Genomic DNA, 14,352 nt, shown 5'->3' with positions numbered 1-14,352 from the left:
CCAAACACCTGGCCCGCTCCATCTTTAAGTGGGACGGTTGCCTCATATCTTGTCTCCGGGTAAAGTCTACATCGTAGACAAGTTGGTGAGAGGGCTTGGGCTTCCCCCGAAATCTGAGGGATGCGCCTACATAATCCTTTGCCACTTTGTGCAGGGCATCGAGGTTCGCCGCTGCAGCCTACCGGCGGCACCACGCACCGAGCGAAGGGACGCCATCATGGCCAATTCGCAGTTTGATCTTTTCCTCCACGAAGCCACCTACGCAGACCACGCCTCGGAATCCAGCCTCGACCGCGACCGCCTTTACGGGCTGTACACCAGCTGGTGCTTCGTCAACGAACAGCCCACGGGCAACGAGTCCAGCTTCTGGGCTGCCATGAAGCACAAGGTTTCGGTCCGGCATAACGGACTGCGCATGAAAGGACCGGCCGCCGCGGACTACATCCTCAGCAGCTACCCGCGCCTCGTTTAAGGCGCTCCGGACTTCCAGCGCCCCGGGTAACCGGCGGCAGACGATTACATGCTGTGGCACTTTTGTGCCGCAGCATTTTTCATGCCCTGAGGCGGCCTCGGGTAAGGACTTTTTGACCTGCGGCGCTGCTCGTGCCGTGTCACCGGCGGTCCGACTGGGGCTCAGTTACGGAACATGACGACGGCGGCGATGCGGCCGGGCGCGGCAGGTGTTATTTTTTTGGGGAGTAATGAGTACCGGTGCCAAGCCCTGACTTGCCGGTCGGCAACCCTCCCTTTCGCGGCGGGGTGCCTCAGGTGAATACTCGGCATATCGACCGATTCGAGCTGCAAACGTGAAAGAAGGAGATCCGTCGTGTCCGACGCACCCGCCCCTGACGAAAGACTGTCCTACCGCCTGATTACCGGCGCGGACAACCGTGAATTCTGTGAGCGGATCTCCGCTGCACTCGCCGACGGCTATGTGCTGCACGGCAGCCCGGCAGCAACCTTCAACGGCACCACCGTGATCGTGGCGCAGGCCATTGTCCTTCCGGCCGCGATCGCCTCAGCCGATGCCGCCGTGGCCACCGCGGTGGACAAGCTGGATGCCGAATTTGAAGGCGAGTTCGACGGCGAGGGCCACGCATGAGCTACGCCGGAGACCTGACGCCCCAGGAAGCATGGGCCAAGCTGGAGCAGGGTGCCGTCCTGGTGGACGTCCGCACCGAGGGCGAATGGGCCCACATCGGCATCCCGGACACCAAAGCCACGGACAACGATCCCCTCTTCATCCAGTGGACCTTCCCTGGTGGCATCCCCAACCCCGACTTCGTCAAGGACCTCAAGGAGCAGGCGCCGGAGGATCCGGGCGCGGAACTGCTGTTCCTGTGCCGGTCCGGCCAGCGGTCCATTGCCGCGGCAGCTGCAGCCACCCAGGCCGGCTTCACCGCCTACAGCGTGCTGGAGGGCTTCGAAGGCGAACCGGACCGCTACGGCGAACGCACCGTCAATGGCTGGAAGAACCGCGGCCTGCCCACCAACCTCGGAAAGAACTAAGTGACCTTAAACCCAGACGCCGCCGGCTGGAGCCCCGATACCCAGGCAGTCCGTGGAGGCCTGGACCGCAGCAACTTCCAGGAAACGTCCGAGGCCATCTTCCTGAACTCCGGATTCGTGTACGAATCCGCGGCGGCAGCCGAACGCGCGTTCACCGGCGAGGACGAGCGCTTTGTCTACTCCCGCTACGGCAACCCGTCCGTGGCCACCTTCCAGGAGCGGCTCAGGCTGCTGGAAGGCACCGAAGCATGCTTCGCGACGGCGTCGGGCATGTCTGCGGTATTCACCGCGCTGGGCGCCCTGCTGGCTGCCGGCGACCGTGTGGTGGCGGCCCGCTCGCTGTTCGGCTCGTGCTTTGTGATCCTGAACGAGATCCTGCCCCGCTGGGGTGTGGAGACGGTCTTCGTGGACGGACCGGACCTGGACCAGTGGCGCGAAGCCCTCTCCAAGCCCACCACCGCCGTCTTTTTCGAGTCCCCGTCAAACCCCATGCAGGAGATCGTGGACATCGCTGCCGTCAGTGAACTGGCGCATGCGGCCGGGGCCACCGTGGTGGCGGACAACGTCTTTGCCACTCCCCTGCTGCAGCGCTGCGGTGACCTCGGCGCCGACGTCATCGTCTACTCCGGCACCAAGCACATTGACGGGCAGGGCAGGGTGATGGGCGGCGCCATCCTGGGCACCAAGGAATTCATCGAGGGACCAGTGAAGCAGTTGATGCGGCACACCGGCCCAGCGCTTTCGGCTTTCAACGCCTGGGTGCTGACCAAGGGTCTGGAGACCATGGGCCTGCGGGTCAGCCACTCGTCGGCCACCGCGCTGCGGCTTGCCGAGTGGCTGGAGGAACAGCCGGCGGTGGGCTGGGTGAAGTATCCGCTCCTGAAGTCGCACCCGCAGTACCAGCTCGCGGCAAAGCAGATGAGCGCCGGCGGCACGGTCCTTACCTTCGAGCTTGCTTCATCCGGGGGACGCTCAGGCAAGGAAGCGGCCTTCGCGCTGCTGGACGGGCTGCGGATCATCGATATTTCCAACAACCTCGGTGATGCCAAGTCCCTGATCACGCACCCCGCCACCACTACCCACCGCGCGATGGGTCCGGAGGGGCGCGCAGCCATCGGCCTGACTGACGGCGTGGTCCGGCTCTCGGTGGGCCTCGAGGACCCGGACGACCTCATCCGCGACCTGGAACAGGCACTGAAGCAGATCTAGCTGGGTGGGGAAGAGTCCGGCTCGATGTCCAGTTGGACTTGTACGCTGTCACCGGCGCTGAGGTGTGCCTTGTCCCTGACGGCTTTCTTGACGGGCAGCAGGTACGAGGCGCTTTTACTGTCGGGGAACAGCGACGTCTGCCATACGTGGCCCTTGACTTCCGCCGTGACCTTTACAGAGCCGAACGCTTTGCGCGCTGCGGGGCTGATTTCCGCGATCTGGTCAGCAACCTCCGCGGGCAGGGTGAGGAAATGCCATCCCGCCTCACCCTGGTACAACCAGAGTTCAGCTTGAAAGGCGTACGACGGCGTCACGCGCCAGAGTATGCCACGGCCGGCTGGCGGGCGCCATGGTTTCCTGATCCAACTGCCGCCGGGCGCCAGTTGCGCCGCCACCGGAAAGGTTGAGATGGCAGGCTTGAATGTCAGTGCCTCGTTGGATGATGTTTCCATGGGAATCAGCGCAGGTGGTGAGGTGGCTATGGAGGGTGTTCATGCCTCTGTTGCTGCTCTTGATGCACTGGACCGTGAGGACTCTTTCCTGGCTGCCGGGGTGGGTGTTGGTGCTGATGTTGATGTGTTGCAGCGGCGGTACGAGCTTCGACTGGAACGGCTGGAAGTCTCGTCCCGTTTGAAGGCGCAGCTCGCCGCCGTGAAGGCACGCGATGCGGCGGAGTGCATCGGATTCCAGCAGGCCATGCTTGCCCCGGACGCGCCAGTGCATGAGCGCACCTACGCGGAAATGTCAGTGGTGGAGGAGATTGCGGGTGTTCTGACCATCAGTTCCGGCGCTGCCGGGGCGTTCGTGGAGCAGTCCCGGCGGGTATGCGCCCTGCCACTGGTGATGGACGCTTTGGCCGCCGGGGACCTGTCCTGGCAGCACGCCAAGGTCATTGCCGACGAAACCGAAGGCCTCACCCCGGACGGTGCCGCCGCTTTGGTGGCGCACTTCTTCGACCCGGCCGCGCCCAACCCGGTCCGCGGCGCAGCCCCCGGTGAGCTCGTCCCGTCACGGTTCCGCGCCAAAGTCCGCGCCTGGCGGGAACGCCACCACCCCGAGACCTTGGAGAAGCGGCATGCCAAGGGCGTCGCCGACCGGCGGATGGAATACACCCCGGACCGCGACGGCATGGCCTGGATCTCGCTCTACCTCCCCGGAGACACCGCGTGTGCCATCTGGAACCGCACCACCGCCACCGCCCGCGGCCTGCAGGGCCCCAACGAGCCCCGCACCATCACCCAGCTACGCCCCGACATCGCAGCGTCACTGCTCCTCGGCGCCCGAAGCGCCACGGCTGAAGGTGCGCCGACTGATGGTGATATCGGGAAGGTCCCCACCCCGCGGGCCGACGTCCTGGTCACGGTGCCGGTATTCTCGCTCCTCGGCCTGACGGACGAGCCAGCGGTGCTGGACGGGTTCGGCCCGATCCCGGCGTCGATGGCACGGCGGCTGGTCGCGAACGGGGCAGGCTCGTTCTACCGGGTCCTGGTCGACCCCCGCGACGGGGCACCGCTGGAGATCGGCCGGAAGAATTACCGGTTACCGGAGACCATCAAACAATGGATTCGGATGCGCGACGGGAAATGCACCTTCCCCGGCTGCACCAACCACACCCTGGACAACGACACCGACCACCTCACGCCTTGGGAACACGGCGGAACCACCGGCACCAGCAACCTCGGACAACTCTGCCCCAAGCACCACCGACTCAAACACGCACGGCCCTGGATCCCCGATAAGGCAACAGAACACGAACCGCCCGGCTGGACCTCACCCACAGGCCGCCACTACAAACCCGAACACCCCGACCCCCAACCAACCCACTGGCCACCGGGAATCCTGCCAGGGCAACGAAGTCTCCTGGAGGAAGCGATCCTGGAAAAACTGGCTGCGCAGGAGCAGGCTACGCAGGAATCAGCTACGCCCAATTCCCTGCGGCTTCTGCTGCTGCCCCTCAGGACTGGCGGACCCGCAGCAGCTCCGGGGTGGCCTCCACGTCCGAAAGGTCCAGGCCGCCGCGCATCGTCACGTACACGGCCTGGCGGACCACCGCACCGAACCCCATGTCCTCAGGTGGTGGTCCCGCCAATGCCTTGTCGCGGGCACGGCGCTGTTCAGCGGCCCCTGTTCCCCTGGCGATGATGTCCTCCACTCCCTGCCGGGCCAGCGCCAGCTCGCCTTGTTCGGCCAGGACAGGGGCCAAGTAATCCACCAGGGAACGGACCACGTCCGCAGCTGGTGCAGGCCGGAAGTTGCCAAAGTCCAGGAGGTCGCCGCTGAGTCCCGCGCTGCTGGCCTGCCAGGACGCCATCCGGAGAAGCACCGTCGGCACGGGGGCAGGATCCACACCGGCGCGCCACTCGCGGCTGGCTGATTCCACCAGCGCGCGGACCAGCACGGCAATGAGGGCGGCGTCCTCCGCCCGAAGGCATACGTCGGCCACCCGCACTTCCACCGTGGGGTGGTTGCGGGAAAGCCGGGCATCGAAGTACAGCATGCCTTCATCGAGCATGACCCCGGTTTCCAGCAGCCTCGCCACCACCCGCCGGTAAGCAGGGTAGGTCCCATAGATGCCGGTTGGGCCGGCGGTGGGCCAGCGGTTCCACGCCTGGGTGCGGTAGCTCTCAAACCCGGTGGGTACACCGTTCCAGAACGGCGAGTTGGCGCTCAGCGCGGTCAAAACCGCCAGCTTGTCCCGGATCCGGTCCAGGACGGCCACGCCTTCTTCCGGCGATTCAATGAACGTGTGGACGTGGAAGCCACAGGTCAGCTGCTCCTGGGCCGTGAGCCCGAAGCGTTCCAGCATCCTGGCGTAGCGCGGGTCCGGAGTGGTGTGGCTGGTGGACGCCAATGGCGAGGTGGCCAGCGCCGCCACCCGGGCATCATGCTTCCTCGCAGCCTGGTCCGCCAAGGCGCGTCCTGCCCGGATCTGTTCCAGCAGGCCCCCGTGTTCCAGCCACGGCCTGGTCTGCGTCTCGATCTGCTCAAGCTTGAGCTCGGCACTCAAGCCCATCTCGTCGTCGTAATCCGCTTGTTTTCCGGCATGGTGGACATCGGGCTCCAAGGGAAGATCATCCGCCGCAATGCGATGGCCGGCAAGGAGGGCGTCTGCCAGGGCAAGCGGCTCTCCGGACTCCGGATCAACAATCAGGAGTTCTTCCTCAACGCCGAATGTACGCATACGAACATTCTGCGGCAGCGGGCAGGCATTGGAACCGTGGCCCGCCGTTCATGACGAAGCATGAATGATCAGTCCTGGAAGTACTCCACCTTGGCGCCGATGGTGTTCAGGCGCTCGGCCAGATCCTCGTATCCACGCTCGATCACATAGATGTTCCGCAGCTCGGATACCCCGCGCGCGGCGAGCATGGCCAGCAGCAGGCAGGCGGCTGGCCGGAGCGCGGGCGGGCAACCCACCTCGGCGGCACGCCACTTGGTGGGCCCGTTGACGTAGATCCGGTGCGGGTCCAGGAGCTGCACCTGCGCGCCGAGCCGGTTCAGTTCCGTCAGGTAGATCGCCCGGTTCTCGTAGACCCAGTCGTGGATCATGGTCTGGCCGTGGGCGTTCGCTGCGATGACCGCAAAGAACGGCAGGTTGTCGATGTTCAGCCCGGGGAACGGCATGGGGTGGATCTTGTCCTCGGGGGCGCGCAGCTCGGAGGGCTTGGTGGTCACGTCCACCAGGCGGGTGCGGCCATTGCGGGCCATGTACTCGCCGGAAATTTCCAGCTTCTGCCCCATTTGCCCCAGCGTGGCCAGCTCGATTTCCATGAACTCGATGGGAACCCGGCGCACCGTGACCTCGGAGTTGGTGACGATGCCGGCGGTGATGAGGCTCATGGCCTCGATGGGATCTTCGGAGGGGAAGTACTCGATCTCGGTGTCAATTTCGGGCCGGCCCGTGATTTTCAGGGTGGTGGTGCCCACGCCCTCGATGGTGACGCCGAGCATCTGCAGGTAAAAGCACAGGTCCTGCACCATGTAGTTGGGGCTGGCGTTGCGGATGACTGTTGTTCCGGGCCGGTGTGCCGCCGCCATGATGGCGTTCTCAGTGACGGTGTCCCCGCGCTCGGTGAGGACAAAGGAGCGGTCCCGCGTGTCGGCAGGCGGTGCCTGAACGGTGTAGAAACCTGCCGTGGCCTCCACCGAGAGGCCGAACTCGCGCAGTGCCTGCATGTGGGGCTCCACGGTGCGGGTGCCAAGGTCGCAGCCGCCGGCGTAGGGCAGCCGGTACTCCCGCGACTCATCCACCAGGGGGCCCAGCAGCATGATGACGCTGCGTGTGCGGCGTGCCGCGTCGACGTCCATGGCGTCCAGGTCCAGGACGGCGGGACGGCGCAGGCGGAGATCGGTGTCGTTCAGCCAGGTGCACTCCACGCCAATGCTGGTCAGCACCTCGACGATGCGGTTGACTTCCTCGATCCGGGCCAGGCGGCGGAGCACGGTGGTGCCCCGGTTGATCAGGCTGGCGCACAACAGGGCGACGCCCGCGTTCTTGCTGCTGTTCACGTCCACGGCGCCGGACAGGGTCCGCCCGCCTTCCACCCGCAGGTGTGTCATCTGCGGCTTGGCGACGTTCACGATGGTGCGGTCAAAGATGTGTTCCAGCCGCTGGATCATTTTGAGGCTCAGGTTCTGCTTGCCCTGTTCCATCCGGGCCACGGCGCTCTGGCTGGTGCCCAGTTCGGAAGCCAGCTGGCCTTGGGTCCACCCTTTCTCGCTCCGGGCGTCCCTCAGCATGGCGGCAACGTGTTCAGCGGTCTCCTGGATCATACCGAGAATATATCATAAATGAGTTATTGGGCAGGCGTAGCAGCTATCCCACGCCGGGATGGGGGACACATGGAGGCGTCTACCCATCCCGTGCGATAGGGAAGCTTACGTAGCTTTTGGGCAGCGGCCTCAACTTCCCAGCCACACCATGTTCCACGTTCCGGCGGTGACTGCAGCAAAAAGGGCCAGCCCGGCCACCAGCACGCCGCCGCCCACTACCCAGAGGTCCAGCAGGCTGAAGGTGGACGGCCTGGCCCAGGTCCGCGGGCCCCCGCCAAAGCCCCGCGCTTCCATGGTCACGGCGAGCCTTGATGCGCGGCGGATGGCCTGAACCAGCAGCCCGAAGCTTTGCCCCAGCGTCGCCTTGATCCGCTGGACCAGGCTGCCGCGGGCACCTACGCCCCGGGCACGGCGTGCCATCCCGATGGTCTGCCACTCCTCCGCCATGAGCCCCACCAAACGCAGCGCCGCCAGGGTCCCCAGGACGAACCGGTGCGGCAGGCGGGCTTTCTGCGCCAGCGCGTCCGCGAGGTCCGTGGGATCAGTGCAGCTCATCAGGAGCACCGCCGGGAGGGCGATGGCAAAACCGCGCAGCAGGAAGCCGATGCCCAGATGGAGGGAGCCTTCGCTCATCGTCCAGATACCGGCGTCGAGCAGGATCTTTCCGCTGTCCGGCGCCAGGATGGAGGTGCTCCAGCCTCCGATGGCCGCGGCGAGGATCAGCGGCCACCCGCGCTGCCACAGCAGGAACAAGGTGAGGCCGGCCAGGGGAAACAGCAAGAGTTCGAAGACCAGCGCCACGGAGGCCGACACCCAGTCGATGGACAGCGCCAGGACAGCCGTGATGAGCAGGACGGCGGCGAACTTGCTCAAAGGGTTGGCGCCGGCCAGGAGGGCGCGGTTGCCGCTCAGGGTGAGTTCCTGCCTCATGGCGCCACCGCTTCCGCCGCCGCCATCCGCAGTTCCGCCCCGCCCAGCGCCTCGGTGAATTCAGCATCATGGGTTACGGAAACCACTGCTGTGCCGGCGTCGAGGAGCTCGGACAGGAAGGATGCCAGTTCGGCCCAGGTGTTGGCATCCTGCCCGAAAGTGGGTTCGTCCAGGATCAGCACTTGGGGACTGGCGGCAAGGACGGTGGCCACGGACAACCGCCGCTTTTCCCCGCCCGAGAGTGTATAGGGGTTGGCGTCCACCAGTTGGGTGAGCCGCAGCCGCTCCAGCAGCTCGTCCACCCGGTCCTCGCCGTGCCCCAGGTGCCGGGGGCCAAAGAGCAGCTCGTCGAGCACGTTCCCGGTGACGAACTGGTGCTCGGGCTCCTGGAACACCGTGCCCACACGCGAAATCAGCTGCTCCGCCTTCCATTTGTAGGGATCGATGCCTGCCCCGCGGCTGAGGTCCAGCGTTGCCGAGACCTTTCCTGACACCGGTTCGAGCAGGCCGGCGAGGGTCAGCGCAAAGGTGGACTTGCCCGCGCCGTTGGCTCCGGTGATGGCCAGCGCCTGCCCGGCGCGGACCTGCGCAGCTACGCCCTCCTGGACCGGTACCGGGGGTATTTTCCGGAAGCCCTTGCGGCGGGGACGTTCGCGGGAAACGCCCAGTTGCTCTGCGGCCAGCAGGAGGCTGCCTGCACCGGGAGCAGGGACGGCGGCGCGGGCGCGTGTCGCCGGTACATACCCGGGTACCCAGACGCCCGCCGCGGTGAGCATGGTCCGCGCCTCAGTGAGTACGCGGTCCGGCGGCCCGTCCAGGAGCACTGCAGGATCGGCGGCGGAACCCGGCTGCAGGACCACGATCCGGTCCACCAGGTCCTTCCAGACGGACACCCGGTGCTCCACCACCACCAGCGTGGCCCCGGTTTTGTCCAGGGAGCGGGCCACCGAGTCGCGGACCTCCAGCACCCCATCCGGGTCCAGGTTGGCGGTGGGTTCGTCCAGCAGGATCAGCCCGGGGCGCATCGCGAGGATTCCCGCCAGCGCCAGGCGCTGCTTTTGGCCGCCGGACAGGGCCGACGTCGGGTGGTCCAGCGGGAGGTGGGACAGTCCGACGTCGGCAAGCGCCTCGTGCACGCGGGGCCAGATGGCCTCGCGGGGCACCGCGAGGTTTTCGGCGCCGAAGGCGACGTCGTCCCCCACCCGAGACAGGACCACCTGGGTCTCCGGGTCCTGCTGCATGAGCCCGGCCCGGCCGCGCCGGGCCCGGGGCGGGGCGCCGTCCACCAGCAGCGAACCTGACTCGTCGGCATCGCCTGCCTCGCCGTCGTCGTTGATGTCCCCCAGGACACCGGCGAGCGCGTGCAGCAGCGTGGACTTCCCGGCGCCGGAGGGGCCGAGCAGGAGCACCCGCTCTCCGGGCGCGATGTCCAGGTCAAGGCCGTGGACGGCGGGCCGGGTCCTTCCGGCATGCCGCCAGCCCCAGCCACGGGCGGTGATGGCGGCAGGCCGGACCGTGCCGGGAGCGTCCTGGGAAGGTGCCATCAGGAGAAGACGGGCTCAGTGGCAGCCTTCCGGGAGGCGAAGGAGCTCAGCACGCCCGTGCGCGCCAGGCCGCGGGTGGCAAGCCAGGACAGGGCGCCGGCCAGGATGGCGCCGGAAATGGTGGTGAGGACAATGTAGGCGAGCTTGTCCGCGCCCGGGTAGGCAATGTTCCAGCCCCACGGCGCAAACGAGTCGTTCAGGCCGCAGAAGAACCCGGCCGCAGCGCCGGCCAGCAGGGATACGGGCAGGTTGAACTTCCGGTAGACGAAGATGGCGAAGATGATTTCCGCGCCCAGGCCCTGGATGAAACCGGAGAACAGGACCGATGCGCCGTACTGGGAGCCCATGAGCAATTCCCCGGTGGCGGCTACGGTCTCACAGAACAGGGCGGCCCCGGGTTTGCGGATGATAAGCATTCCCAGCACTCCGGGAATCATCCAGCCGCCGGCGAGCAGTCCGGTCAGCGGCGGGTAGGCGGCGTTCATGGGGGCCGACAGGGCGGCGGCCCCCTGGTCCCAGGCCCAGAAAATGACTCCGCCGGCGATGGCCACCAGCGCGGCGACGACGATGTCCACGACGCGCCAGGACTTACTGGTGGTCTTCTTGATTGCTGCAGTACTCATTGTGATCCTCCTGGGAAACAGGAGGGGAAAGTGGACCGGCTGGCGGCCTGTGGCCGTGCAGCCGCGACACTTTGAGAACTCGACTCCCTTGCGCCGGTACTAACCGGATCAGGTTCGAGGGTCTGCGGCTGTCCGCACTCTCAGCGCCCACCTCCGGTGCCCGGCGTGTGCCAGGATGCCCGACGGCGGCGCTCCCCTGTCGTTTTAGTGTTGCTTTGGTTGGGTGATGCTCTTTATTTTGCCCGCTTTGGGCGTGGTCAAGTTTACACCTGGCAGGGGTAGATTGAGGGTCATGACCGCCAATCCGCCGGATGTGACCGGGTACGATCCTGATTCCATCGACGCCCAGCCGGAGGGCTCGCTGGAGACGCTGATTGCCCGCGTCGAGGCAGAGGTCCGCGAACTCCAGTTCCCCGGATTCTCGCTGGATGACTCGTTGAACCTGGGCCTGCTCCTGGTTGAACTGGGAAAGGAGCGGTCGTTGCCCATCGCCATCGACATTTCCAAGGGCGACCAGGTGCTGTTCCATGTCGCGCTGCCGGGCGCCACCCCTGACAACGGGCACTGGATCCGGGCCAAGCAGCGCGCCGCTGCCCGGTACGAGGTGCCCTCCCTTTTGGTGGGACTGCGCGGCCGGCTTGGTGGCGGCCGGATTGAGGACAATGCCTGGTTTGACCAGTCCCGTTATGCCGCGCATGGGGGCGCGTTTCCGATCTGCGTGACGGGCGTTGGTGTGGTGGCCGGCGTTGCGGTGTCCGGGCTGCCGCAGCTGCAGGACCACGACCTGGTGGTTGAAGCGCTGCGCGACATCCTTGGGTCGGCCCTGGGCGATTAGGCGCAGCGGAACACGCCGAGGACGCGCCAAGCAGGCCGCCGGGGCTGCTTAGCTTTTATTAGTAATCATGCTTACTATGTTGTCCCCCGGGGTACGACGACGACAGGGAAGGGAAGCGCCCTTTGCCTCCGTTCCTGGAAACGGCGCGGCAACCAAGGAGCACCATGAGAATCCCGGACACCAGAGGCCCCATCAGCAGCGCGCTCTTTGCGGCTCTGGCAAAGGACCCTGAAACGGCGGGGGCAGAGCTGGACGGCCTGTACCGCCTGGTGGCAGGCCGCGTGGCCACAACCGATGACATCATTGCCGACGAAGACATCCAGGTGCCCCTCTTTTGCCTCTACGAACTGCACTACTCGGGGCTGCACGGTACCAGCGACGGCTGGGAATGGGAACCGGCCCTGATCAGGGTCCGGCGCTTGATTGAGGAACCCTTCGAAGCAGCCCTCCGCGACGCCGCGTGCCAGGCCGCCGGAGACTTCGAACTGCCCGCCGGGGTTGCCATGACCAGCGACGCCGTTGCCGACGTCCTCTTCGGCCTCGCCGCCACGGACACCGGCCCCAGCGTTTCCCGCTACGTCGCCAAGAAGGCCAGCCTGGAGCAGCTGAAAGAGTTCCTGATCCACAAATCCATCTACCAGCTGAAGGAAGCGGATCCGCACACCTGGGCCATCCCGCGGCTCCATGGCCGGGCCAAGGCGGCCCTCGTGGAGATCCAGGCGGACGAATACGGCGGCGGCAGGCCCGAGCGGATGCACAGCGCCTTGTTCGCGCGGACCATGCGCGGGCTGGGCCTGGACGACAGGTACGGCGCCTACGTCGATGCCGTCCCCGCCGTATCCCTCGCATCCGTGAACCTCATGTCGCTGTGCGGCCTGAACCGGCGGCTCCGCGGTGCCATCACCGGCCATCTGGCAATCTACGAAATGACTTCCTCCCAGCCCAACCGTTTCTACGGCAACGGATTCCGCCGGCACGGTTTCGGCGCGGACGTCACCCACTACTTTGATGAGCATGTGGAGGCCGACGCCGTGCACGAACAGATTGCCGGGAGGGACCTTGCCGGCGGCCTGGTTGAGGCTGAGCCGAACCTCCTTGCGGACGTCCTGTTCGGTGCCACAGCCGTCATGGCCATCGACAGCCGCCTCTCCGCGCACCTGATGTCCTCCTGGGAAGCCGGGGAAACATCGCTCCGGGCGGCCGTGCCCGCGGCAGCGTGACAGGCTGGTCCGCGGCCGTGCAGGAGCCGCCGGGTCCCGCGGCACCCGATGCCGAGTACATCCTTCCCCTGCGGTGGGCCGGGGACTCGGGCCTGGCCGAACTGTCCGAGTACCTCCGTAGCCTCGTGGGCTGGGTGGCCGTCACCGTGGTGGACGGCTCGGAGAACGCTCTCTTCGGCCGCCACCGTGCCGCGTTCCCCCGAGCGGTCCGCCACATCCGCCCGGACCACCACGCGGGTGGCAACGGCAAGGTGGCGGGTGTAATGACCGGCGTCCGCTGCTCGGATGCGGAGGTCCTTGTCATCGCTGACGACGACGTCCGCTACACGCGCGAGTCCCTCGCCGCCGTCGTGCATTACCTCAAGTCCGCGGACCTGGTGCGGCCGCAGAACTACTTCGATCCCCTTCCCTGGCACGCCCGCTGGGACACGGCCAGGACGCTGCTCAACCGCGCCTGGTCAGCCGACTATCCCGGGACGCTCGGCGTCCGCCGGGACTCCCTGCTGGCCACCGGCGGCTACGCCGGCGTGCTCTTTGAAAACCTTGAACTCATCCGGACCATTAAGGCCGCCGGCGGAACCGAGCGCATCGTTCCGGACCTGTTCGTGGCCCGCAGGCCGCCAACCGCCCGGCACTTCCTGCGCCAGCGCGTACGGCAGGCCTACGACGACTTTGCCCAGCCGCGGCGGCTGGCCGCGGAGCTTGCCCTGCTGCCTGCAGCGGCCGGCGCCGCTTTCCTTCCTGCCAAGGCTCGGCTCGCCGTTCTCGCCGGACTCGCGGGCGCGGCCGCCGCCTGCGCAGAAATCGGACGACGGCGGCACAACGGGACGGCTGTCTTTCCCTCCTCGGCAACATGGTTCGCGCCGCTCTGGGCAAGTGAGCGGGCAGTCTGCGTCTGGCTGGCCCTTGCCTCCAGGTGGAGGGGCGGCCTGCCCTATGCAGGCAGCAGGCTCAGGACCGCGGCGCACTCCGAGGCGGAACTCCGGCGGCGCCACGCCGGCAGGCTCCCCCAGATACCCGCCACGCCAGGAAGCCGGAAACCAGGAACAACGATGGATGTGGTGCAGGCATGAAACCAAAACAGCATGGAACCGAACCCGGCGTGGACCAGGAATCCGCCGCCAGCTCGGTCGTGGTGTGCCCGGACAGTCCCCTGATTATCAGGGGTGAATTCGAGATCCAGACCCCCTCCGGCGAGCCCGTACCCCGGGACCGGAAGACCGTTGCCTTGTGCCGGTGCGGGGCATCCGCCATCAAGCCCTATTGCGACGGCACGCACAAGATGATCAAGTTCCGTACCGAGCCGCCCGCCGGTTAGTCCAACCCCGCCACTCCCACCCAGCCGCCCACCATGCCCTTGCAAGGACCAGCCCGGGTGTGAAGCTAGGCTGGGGGCAGTCCGTTTTCCGCCCGCAAGGAGTACCAGCAATGAACCTTCTCATCAAACTGCTCGGGACCGCCGTGAGCCTCGGCGCAGGCCTGGCCGGCACCAAGCTGGTCAACACCATCTGGGAAAAGACCACAGGGCAGAAAGCGCCCACCGGCAAGAACGAGGATGTCCCTACCAGCCTGCGGTCCGCTTTGACCTTCGCGCTGATCTCGGCGTCGGTCAGCGCGATCATCCAGGTCCTGGCAAACCGCGGCACCCAGCGCGCCATCACCCGGTTCGCCAAGAGCCAGGACATCGTCTAACTGCCAGGCTTCACCAG

Annotated in this window: 15 protein-coding genes, 1 pseudogene and 2 riboswitches; of the genes and pseudogenes, 10 read left to right on the top strand and 6 right to left on the bottom strand. The window is 66.6% G+C overall.

Annotated elements, in window-relative coordinates; all coding sequences use genetic code 11:
* Positions 1–217 precede the first annotated feature (217 nt).
* The 4 genes from ACR65J_RS05780 to ACR65J_RS05765 all read left to right on the top strand — a co-directional run bounded on the left by ACR65J_RS05780 (position 218) and on the right by ACR65J_RS05765 (position 2,718).
* Positions 218–472, top strand: a complete 255-nt coding sequence (locus tag ACR65J_RS05780) for a hypothetical protein (RefSeq protein ID WP_440166898.1) — start codon at positions 218–220, stop codon at positions 470–472.
* A 225-nt stretch (positions 473–697) separates the two neighbouring features.
* Positions 698–813, top strand: a riboswitch (SAM riboswitch).
* 13 nt (positions 814–826) lie between these two features.
* Positions 827–1,102, top strand: coding sequence for a DUF1737 domain-containing protein (locus ACR65J_RS05775; RefSeq protein ID WP_440166897.1), 276 nt, complete (start codon positions 827–829; stop codon positions 1,100–1,102).
* Positions 1,099–1,509 carry a rhodanese-like domain-containing protein gene (locus ACR65J_RS05770; protein ID WP_440166895.1) on the top strand — a complete coding sequence of 137 codons (411 nt, stop codon included), beginning with the start codon at positions 1,099–1,101 and terminating at the stop codon, positions 1,507–1,509. The genes ACR65J_RS05775 and ACR65J_RS05770 overlap by 4 nt, the downstream gene beginning before the upstream one ends.
* Positions 1,510–2,718 carry an O-succinylhomoserine sulfhydrylase gene (locus ACR65J_RS05765; protein WP_440166894.1) on the top strand — a complete coding sequence of 403 codons (1,209 nt, stop codon included), beginning with the start codon at positions 1,510–1,512 and terminating at the stop codon, positions 2,716–2,718. It abuts the gene before it with no gap.
* Here ACR65J_RS05765 and ACR65J_RS05760 read toward each other — a convergent pair.
* On the bottom strand, positions 2,715–3,032 hold the full coding sequence (locus tag ACR65J_RS05760) for a DUF1905 domain-containing protein (RefSeq protein WP_440166892.1): 318 nt from the start codon (positions 3,030–3,032) through the stop codon (positions 2,715–2,717). The genes ACR65J_RS05765 and ACR65J_RS05760 overlap by 4 nt on opposite strands.
* Positions 3,033–3,168: 136 nt before the next feature.
* On the opposite strand from ACR65J_RS05760, the pseudogene ACR65J_RS05755 reads away from it, so the two are divergent.
* A pseudogene (locus ACR65J_RS05755) lies at positions 3,169–4,560 on the top strand (HNH endonuclease signature motif containing protein); the annotation flags it as partial.
* Positions 4,561–4,672: 112 nt separating this feature from the next.
* Here the strand turns inward: ACR65J_RS05755 and ACR65J_RS05750 are convergent.
* The 5 genes from ACR65J_RS05750 to ACR65J_RS05730 all read right to left on the bottom strand — a co-directional run bounded on the left by ACR65J_RS05750 (position 4,673) and on the right by ACR65J_RS05730 (position 10,588).
* A complete protein-coding gene (locus tag ACR65J_RS05750) occupies positions 4,673–5,899 on the bottom strand; it encodes a glutamate--cysteine ligase 2 (protein ID WP_440166891.1) in 1,227 nt (408 codons plus the stop codon).
* Between the two features lie 68 nt (positions 5,900–5,967).
* Entirely contained in the window at positions 5,968–7,491 is a 1,524-nt protein-coding gene (locus ACR65J_RS05745) for a UDP-N-acetylglucosamine 1-carboxyvinyltransferase (RefSeq protein WP_440166889.1), read from the bottom strand.
* 129 nt (positions 7,492–7,620) lie between these two features.
* On the bottom strand, positions 7,621–8,421 hold the full coding sequence (locus tag ACR65J_RS05740) for an energy-coupling factor transporter transmembrane component T family protein (RefSeq protein ID WP_440166887.1): 801 nt from the start codon (positions 8,419–8,421) through the stop codon (positions 7,621–7,623).
* Positions 8,418–9,965 carry an ABC transporter ATP-binding protein gene (locus tag ACR65J_RS05735; protein ID WP_440166885.1) on the bottom strand — a complete coding sequence of 516 codons (1,548 nt, stop codon included), beginning with the start codon at positions 9,963–9,965 and terminating at the stop codon, positions 8,418–8,420. Before ACR65J_RS05735 ends, ACR65J_RS05740 begins: the two co-directional genes overlap by 4 nt.
* Positions 9,965–10,588 (bottom strand): ECF transporter S component, encoded by a 624-nt coding sequence (locus tag ACR65J_RS05730; protein WP_440166883.1) that lies wholly within the window; start codon positions 10,586–10,588, stop codon positions 9,965–9,967. Before ACR65J_RS05730 ends, ACR65J_RS05735 begins: the two co-directional genes overlap by 1 nt.
* A gap of 67 nt (positions 10,589–10,655) precedes the next feature.
* Positions 10,656–10,796: riboswitch (TPP riboswitch) on the bottom strand.
* 84 nt (positions 10,797–10,880) lie between these two features.
* Between ACR65J_RS05730 and ACR65J_RS05725 the strand changes: the two genes are divergently transcribed.
* The 5 genes from ACR65J_RS05725 to ACR65J_RS05705 all read left to right on the top strand — a co-directional run bounded on the left by ACR65J_RS05725 (position 10,881) and on the right by ACR65J_RS05705 (position 14,335).
* The gene (locus ACR65J_RS05725; RefSeq protein WP_440166881.1) at positions 10,881–11,423 is read left to right on the top strand and encodes a heme-degrading domain-containing protein; all 543 of its coding nucleotides are present in this window, start codon (positions 10,881–10,883) and stop codon (positions 11,421–11,423) included.
* A 164-nt stretch (positions 11,424–11,587) separates the two neighbouring features.
* Positions 11,588–12,643, top strand: a complete 1,056-nt coding sequence (locus ACR65J_RS05720) for an iron-containing redox enzyme family protein (RefSeq protein ID WP_440166879.1) — start codon at positions 11,588–11,590, stop codon at positions 12,641–12,643.
* A gap of 17 nt (positions 12,644–12,660) precedes the next feature.
* On the top strand, positions 12,661–13,716 hold the full coding sequence (locus ACR65J_RS05715; RefSeq protein WP_440166877.1) for a glycosyltransferase family 2 protein: 1,056 nt from the start codon (positions 12,661–12,663) through the stop codon (positions 13,714–13,716).
* The gene (locus ACR65J_RS05710) at positions 13,713–13,961 is read left to right on the top strand and encodes a CDGSH iron-sulfur domain-containing protein (RefSeq protein ID WP_440166875.1); all 249 of its coding nucleotides are present in this window, start codon (positions 13,713–13,715) and stop codon (positions 13,959–13,961) included. The genes ACR65J_RS05715 and ACR65J_RS05710 overlap by 4 nt, the downstream gene beginning before the upstream one ends.
* A gap of 110 nt (positions 13,962–14,071) precedes the next feature.
* Complete coding sequence (locus ACR65J_RS05705; protein WP_255173550.1) at positions 14,072–14,335, top strand: DUF4235 domain-containing protein; 264 nt, start codon at positions 14,072–14,074, stop codon at positions 14,333–14,335.
* Positions 14,336–14,352: the final 17 nt, after the last annotated feature.

The sequence above is a fragment of the Arthrobacter sp. SAFR-044 genome, assembly GCF_059414985.1.
This window is presented reverse-complemented; position numbering and strand designations above follow the sequence as displayed.